The 6,165-nt window shown below is 70.3% G+C and carries 3 protein-coding genes and 1 tRNA gene; all 4 read left to right on the top strand.

Translation table 11 applies throughout. The annotated features are described in order from the left end of the window. The first annotated feature begins 392 nt into the window (after positions 1-392). The 4 genes from gyrB to HMPREF3105_RS04785 all read left to right on the top strand — a co-directional run bounded on the left by gyrB (position 393) and on the right by HMPREF3105_RS04785 (position 5,979). Complete coding sequence (gene gyrB / locus HMPREF3105_RS04800) at positions 393-2,543, top strand: DNA topoisomerase (ATP-hydrolyzing) subunit B (protein ID WP_178329116.1); 2,151 nt, start codon at positions 393-395, stop codon at positions 2,541-2,543. 68 nt (positions 2,544-2,611) lie between these two features. Beyond that, the gene (gene gyrA, locus HMPREF3105_RS04795) at positions 2,612-5,308 is read left to right on the top strand and encodes a DNA gyrase subunit A (protein ID WP_020624431.1); all 2,697 of its coding nucleotides are present in this window, start codon (positions 2,612-2,614) and stop codon (positions 5,306-5,308) included. Then, positions 5,305-5,805, top strand: coding sequence for a DUF3566 domain-containing protein (locus HMPREF3105_RS04790; RefSeq protein WP_010079768.1), 501 nt, complete (start codon positions 5,305-5,307; stop codon positions 5,803-5,805). The genes gyrA and HMPREF3105_RS04790 overlap by 4 nt, the downstream gene beginning before the upstream one ends. Before the next feature lie 100 nt (positions 5,806-5,905). Further along, a tRNA-Ile gene (locus tag HMPREF3105_RS04785) sits at positions 5,906-5,979 on the top strand. Positions 5,980-6,165: the final 186 nt, after the last annotated feature.

Below are 6,165 nucleotides of genomic sequence, written 5' to 3'. Positions count from 1 at the left end.
GCCGCGCGACACCTACGGCTGAGTCCCGGGCTGCCCCCCGCGGCGCACGACGGCGTCCCGGACGCGGCGAGGCCATGGGCGCCGCTCTGGCGCGCTCACAGGGTCGGTGACGGCCCGGGAGGCATGGGCGGTCTCCTGCGCACGTCCTGAGCCGTGTCCCTGGCCGCTGAGCGGGTGTTCTCCCGCGGCGGACCCCCGTCGATGCGGGCCCTCGGGGTGCCAGGCGGTACACTGGGACCAGTGAAAGGGGGCCGGCCGTCGTCCGTCCCCCGCCCCCGTGGATCTGCGGGAGCGTGTCGCGTGCCGGTTATGTCCGGGCGGCGGGGCGCGCCTGCGCGCGGGTCGACCCTGCCGCCGACGTCCGAGGAAGTGAGCCACCCGTGGTTGACGCCATGCCCGAGAACCCCGCGGAGGAGCCGACCGCCGCGTCGGCCGCGCCGAACCCGGAGGCCGTGCCGGACGCCGTCGGGCAGCCCGAGGCCCCGGTGAAGGACCGGAAGGTGCCCGGTGAGTACGGCGCCAGCGCCATCACCGTGCTCGAGGGCCTCGAGGCCGTCCGCAAGCGCCCCGGCATGTACATCGGCTCCACCGGGCCGCGGGGCCTGCATCACCTCGTGTACGAGGTCGTGGACAACTCCGTGGACGAGGCGCTGGCCGGCTACGCCACCGGCATCGACGTCACACTGCAGGCCGACGGCGGCGTGCGCGTGGCGGACGACGGCCGCGGCATCCCCGTGGACCTGCACCCCACCGAGGGGAGGCCGACCGTCGAGGTCGTCATGACGATCCTGCACGCCGGCGGCAAGTTCGGCGGTGGCGGCTACGCCGTCTCGGGCGGCCTGCACGGCGTAGGCATCTCCGTGGTCAACGCGCTCTCCCGCCGCGTGGACACCGAGGTCCGCCGTCAGGGGCACGTGTGGCACCTGTCCTTCGCGGACGGCGGCGTGCCCCAGGGCGAGCTGGTGAAGGGGGAGGCCACGGACGCCACGGGCACCGTGCAGACGTTCTACCCGGACCCGGAGATCTTCGACTCGATCGAGTTCGACTACGAGACCCTGCGTGCCCGCTTCCAGCAGATGGCCTTCCTCAACAGGGGCCTGCGCATCACCCTCACGGACGAGCGCGTCCAGGAGTCCAACGAGGTCGTCGACGACGAGATCGCGGGCGAGGGCGCCGCCGGTGAGGACGTCGCGGAGAACGGCCTGGCGGAGGACGCGGAGCAGGAGCCCCAGCGCCGCTCCGTCACCTACCTGTACGAGAACGGCCTGCTCGACTACGTCCAGCACCTCAACTCCGCCAAGAAGGTCGAGTACGTCCACGACGACGTCATCGCCTTCGAGGCCGAGGACGTCTCGGACGGCCGCTCCATGGCCGTCGAGGTGGCCATGCAGTGGACCTCCGCCTACTCGGAGTCCGTGCACACCTACGCGAACACGATCAACACCCACGAGGGCGGCACCCACGAGGAGGGCTTCCGCGCCGCGCTGACCTCCCTGGTCAACCGCTACGCGCGGGAGAAGGAGATCCTCAAGCCCAAGGAGGACAACCTCACGGGCGAGGACATCCGCGAGGGCCTGACCGCCGTGATCTCCGTGAAGCTCTCCGAGCCGCAGTTCGAGGGCCAGACCAAGACCAAGCTCGGCAACTCCGAGGCCCGCGGGTTCGTGTCCAAGGCGGTCACGGACCACCTCGGCGACTGGTTCGAGCGCAATCCGGGCCCGGCCAAGGAGATCATCCGCAAGGCCATCATGGCCTCGCACGCCCGCCTGGCCGCCCGCAAGGCCCGGGACAACGCGCGCCGCAAGTCCCCGCTGGAGTCCTTCGGCATGCCCGGCAAGCTGGCCGACTGCTCCTCGAAGGACCCCGAGCGCTGCGAGGTGTACATCGTGGAGGGCGACTCCGCCGGCGGCTCGGCCAAGCAGGGCCGCAACCCGGAGACGCAGGCCATCCTGCCGCTGCGCGGCAAGATCCTGAACGTGGAGCGCGCCCGCCTGGACAAGGCCCTCGGCAACGCCGAGATCCAGTCGATGATCACGGCGTTCGGCACCAACATCGGCGAGGAGTTCGACATCTCCAAGCTGCGGTACCACAAGATCGTGCTCATGGCGGATGCGGACGTGGACGGCCAGCACATCACCACGCTGCTGCTGACCGTGCTGTTCCGGTACATGCGCCCGCTCATCGAGGCCGGCCACGTGTTCCTCGCGCAGCCGCCGCTGTACCGCATCAAGTGGTCCAACGCCCCGCACGACTACGTGTTCTCCGACGAGGAGCGCGACGCCGCCGTCGAGGCCGGCCTGGCCAAGGGCTGGCGCTACCCCAAGGACAACGGCGTGCAGCGCTACAAGGGCCTGGGCGAGATGAACTACCAGGAGCTCTGGGACACCACCATGGATCCGGAGCACCGCACCCTGCTGCAGGTGACCATGGAGGACGCCGCCGCCGCGGACGCCGTCTTCTCCATGCTCATGGGCGAGGACGTGGAGTCCCGCCGCACCTTCATCCAGCAGAACGCCAAGGACATCCGCTTCCTGGACGTCTGAGCCGGACCCGCAGACCTGCCTGAGCCGACCACCCTCCCCGCCGTCGCGGGGAGCACGAGAGGACCCGCGTGAGCGACGAGACCACCCCCCAGACCCCGGACGAGCCCGTCGAGGGCGCCCCGACCCCGCAGCCCCCGCAGACCGGCCTGGACATCGAGGTCGAGCACTACGTGCTCCCCGAGGGCGCCGCCGACAAGGTCGAGCCCGTCGACCTCGAGTCGGAGATGAAGCGCTCGTACCTGGACTACGCGATGGCCGTGATCGTCGGCCGCGCGCTGCCGGACGTGCGCGACGGCCTCAAGCCCGTGCACCGTCGCGTGCTCTACGCGATGTACGACGGCGGCTACCGCCCGGACCGCGCGTTCAACAAGTCCGCCCGCGTGGTGGGCGACGTGATGGGCAACTACCACCCGCACGGCGACACCGCGATCTACGACGCCCTCGTGCGCCTCATCCAGGACTGGGTCCAGCGCTACCCTCTGGCGCTCGGCCAGGGCAACTTCGGCTCCCCGGGCAACGATGGGGCGGCCGCCCAGCGCTACACCGAGACCAAGATGGCCCCGCTGGCCATGGAGATGGTCCGGGACATCGACGAGGACACCGTCGACATGCAGGACAACTACGACGGCAAGCAGCAGGAGCCCGTCGTCCTGCCCGCCCGGTACCCGAACCTGCTGGTCAACGGCTCCTCGGGCATCGCCGTCGGCATGGCCACGAACATCCCGCCGCACAACATGCGCGAGGTGGCCGCGGGTGTGCAGTGGTACCTCGAGCACCCCGAGGCCACCCGCGAGGAGCTGCTCGAGGCGCTCCTGGCCCGCGTGCACGGCCCCGACTTCCCCACGGGCGCGCAGATCCTGGGCCGCAAGGGCATCGAGGAGGTCTACCGGACCGGCCGCGGCCCCATCACCATGCGCGCTGTGGTCAACGTGGAGGAGATCCAGGGCCGCACGTGCCTCGTGGTCACCGAGCTGCCCTACATGACCAACCCGGACAACCTCGCCGCGAAGATCGCGGAGATGGTGCGGGACGGCAAGATCAACGGCATCGCGGACATGCGCGACGAGACCTCCGGCCGCACCGGCCAGCGCCTGGTGATCGTGCTCAAGCGCGACGCCGTCGCCAAGGTGGTGCTGAACAACCTCTACAAGCACACCGAGCTGCAGTCGAACTTCTCGGCCAACATGCTCGCGCTCGTGGACGGCGTGCCGCGCACCCTGTCCCTGGACGGCTTCGTGCACCACTGGGTGAAGCACCAGATCGACGTGATCGTGCGCCGCACCGCGTTCCGCAAGCGCAAGGCCGAGGAGCGCGCGCACATCCTGCGCGGCCTGCTCAAGGCCCTGGACATGCTGGACGAGGTCATCGCGACCATCCGCCGCTCGGCCTCGGCGGACGTGGCCCGCGAGGCCCTCAAGGAGCTCCTGGACATCGACGACGTCCAGGCCCAGGCCATCCTGCAGATGCAGCTGCGCCAGCTCGCCGCCCTGGAGTCCCGGAAGATCCAGGACGAGTACGACGACCTCATGGCGAAGATCGCCGAGTACAACCGGATCCTGGAGTCCCCGCAGCGTCAGCGCGAGGTCATCTCCGAGGAGCTCGCCGAGATCGTGGCCAAGCACGGCGATGACCGCCGCACCGAGATCATGGCCGGCTTCGACGGGGACATGTCCATCGAGGACCTGATCCCCGAGGAGGAGATGGTCGTCTCCATCACCCGCGGCGGCTACGTCAAGCGCACCCGGATCGACCAGTACCGGTCCCAGGCGCGCGGCGGCAAGGGCGTGCGCGGGGCGACGCTGCGCGGCGACGACGTCGTCGAGCACTTCCTCACCGTGTCCACGCACCACTGGCTGCTGTTCTTCACGAACTTCGGCCGCGTGTACCGCATCAAGACGTACGAGCTGCTCGAGGCCGGCCGCGACGCGAAGGGCCAGCACGTGGCCAACCTGCTCGCGTTCCAGCCGGACGAGCGGATCGCCCAGATCCAGCCGCTCGTGGACTACGGCCGGGCCCCGTACCTCGTGCTCGCCACGCGCGGCGGCCTCGTGAAGAAGACGCCGCTGCTGGACTACGACACGAACCGCACCGCCGGCCTGATCGCCATCAAGCTGCGTGAGGGGGACGAGCTGGTCTCGGCCCGCGTGGTCTCGCCCGACGACGACCTCATCCTGATCTCGCACAAGGGCCAGTCCCTGCGGTTCACCGCCACGGACGAGGCGCTGCGTCCCATGGGCCGTGCGACCTCGGGCGTGACGGGCATGAAGTTCCGCGACGACGACTCCCTGCTGACCATGGACGTGGTGGAGGAGGACGGCTACGTCTTCACCGTCACGGACGGCGGCTTCGCCAAGCGCACCCACGTGGACGAGTACCGCCTGCAGAACCGCGGCGGCCTCGGCATCAAGGTCGCCAAGCTCGTGGACGACCGCGGCGAGCTCGCCGGCGGTCTCGTGGTGCGCGAGGACCAGGAGGTCCTCGTGGTGATGGCCTCGGGCAAGGTGGTGCGCTCCTCCGTCGCCGGCGTGCCGGCCAAGGGCCGCGACACGATGGGCGTGATCTTCGCCAAGCCGGACAAGCGGGACCGGATCGTCGCCGTCACCCTGAACAATGAGCAGGAGATGGAGGCGAAGGCGGACGCCGAGGCCGAGGCGGGGCCGGATGTACCCTTGGACGCAGACATCGACCCGACCGACCCCGTAGCCGCACCGGAGGACGCCCTGACGCAGGACGCCGGTGAGGGTGCAGACGGAGGAGAGCAGTGAGCACGTCCGCGTCGTCGCGTCCCGGCCAGGGGCGGAGCACCGGGAAGGCCGCCGAGCCGCGGTCCGGCCGCCCGGTGCGCAAGGCCAGCGGGTCCTCGCAGGAGGACCTGGTCCGCGCCGTCCCGAAGGCCAAGGTGCGCCGCGCCCGCCTGGTCCTGACCCGGGTGGACCCGTGGTCCGTGCTGAAGCTGGCGTTCCTGCTCTCGGTGGCGCTGGGCATCCTCACGGTGGTGGCGGCGGTGGCGCTGTACTCGCTGTCCGACGTCCTCGGGATCTTCGACAGGGTCAACGACGTGATCGGCACCGTGCTCGGCTCCGAGGCCGGGCGCTACACCGTGGCGTCCCTGGCCCCGCTGAGCACCGTGACCTCGCTGGCCACCGTGCTGGCCGTGGTCAACGTCATCCTGCTGACCGCCCTGGCCACCGTGGCCGCGCTGCTCTACAACCTCTGCGCGAGCCTCGTGGGCGGCCTCGGCGTCACGCTGACGGACGACTGAGCAGACCCTCGACGACGCCCCGCGCGGATTTGCGCGGGGCGTCGGCGTTCCTGTACAGTCATCTCCTGTTGTGAACGGCGTCAGCCGTGAGCGACGGTGAGGGCGTATAGCTCAGGCGGTTAGAGCGCTTCGCTGATAACGAAGAGGTCCCAAGTTCAAGTCTTGGTACGCCCACTCCCACCACACAGAGCCCCGGTCCGCTGGGGCTCCGTTCGTCTCCGGAGGTCTTCCCATGGGTCGACTGGCACGCGTGGCCCTCGTGGTCAGCGCCGCGGCAGCCGCCTATGGGGCGCGTTTCTGGCGGGAGAACAGTGCGGGGAAGGACGTCTGGGCCACGGCCACGGACGACCTGCCGGAGGA

Source organism: Micrococcus sp. HMSC31B01 (assembly GCF_001816085.1).
Taxonomy (GTDB): Bacteria; Actinomycetota; Actinomycetes; order Actinomycetales; family Micrococcaceae; genus Micrococcus; species Micrococcus luteus.
This window is presented reverse-complemented; position numbering and strand designations above follow the sequence as displayed.